1 protein-coding gene is annotated in these 1,055 nt (G+C 45.3%); it reads right to left on the bottom strand.

The genetic code is table 11. The features are described from left to right. The coding region (locus ACX5KA_RS02330) for an IS4 family transposase (protein ID WP_458730310.1) at positions 1–1,051 on the bottom strand (1,051 nt) is incomplete at its 3' end. Between the last annotated feature and the right edge of the window lie 4 nt (positions 1,052–1,055).

Below are 1,055 nucleotides of genomic sequence, written 5' to 3'. Positions count from 1 at the left end.
CAGCCCTGAGTCCAAGGTAATGGAATGACAACACGCTCCTGGTTTCAGTATTGGCTTGGAAGCGCCGATGCTTATTCGATGAGACAAGTATTATACCCAGTAATATAGCTACGAGTGACGCTAACGTCGTCAGCAATACCAGTATTGTTAGACGCTGCTTTTTCACGCTTTTATTCTGTTCATAGCCAAGCCCGAACTTCGTGCTTTTCATGTCTCTAAAGCCTTCTTCAATTTGCATTCGTTGCCTGTAAATGGCCACTACTTGTTTCGATAAGCTTCGGTGAGACGCCAGTGTTGTGGCTAATAGCCACGGGTCTTTCGCCCCTTGCGCATGGGCTTTTGAGCGTTTTGAGGCTTTACGTGTACCATCTGGATTTGAAGCATGACGCTCTTTAGATTTCTGTTTAAAAAGAACTAGCGAGCAGGCAAAGGGATTACTTCTTACTATTTGGCTGTTGTCAAAACGCTTCGGACGACAGGTTGCTTGAGTATAGAGATAGCGAATACACTGCCACGTATCTCCTCTATCAAGTGAATAAAGATGTGGCTTACGGATACGTCCAATAATGTCCCATCCAAGTGCCCTAACTGCCCTGAACCAAGGCGATTTATACCCTGCATCGGTAACGATAATGGGTCGGCAATTTGAAGGTAACATGGCGTGTAATGTCTTTAAGAATGCTTTGTGGGTGGCTGGTTTCTCTTTGGTCTTGTTGCAATGCACTTCTTGATAAAGTGTGACGGGCCGACCTTTTAAAGATATTGCCGCGCGTAAAAGAAAATGCGCTTTACGGTCGTCTAAATCTGACCAGTCGATTGAGATAACAGGGCGTGTTGTGTTGCCGCAAAATAGTTGGCATATAGATGCATAGATGAGCGGTGTTTCACTTACTAAATGCGGGTTTGAGAGCAAGCGGTCAGCACGTTTAATCCGATGTTTTTCAAAGGCTTTAGTATTGATTCCTCGACCTATGCTGGTTACGGTCGCAGCGCTTCCATTAAGCAGACTTTTGACGCACGCCGTGACCGCACTTAGACGAGTTTTATGCATATTG

Source organism: Alteromonas alvinellae (assembly GCF_902705805.1).
The sequence above is the reverse complement of the archived record's forward strand: the minus strand, read 5'-3'. Positions and strand labels throughout refer to the sequence as shown.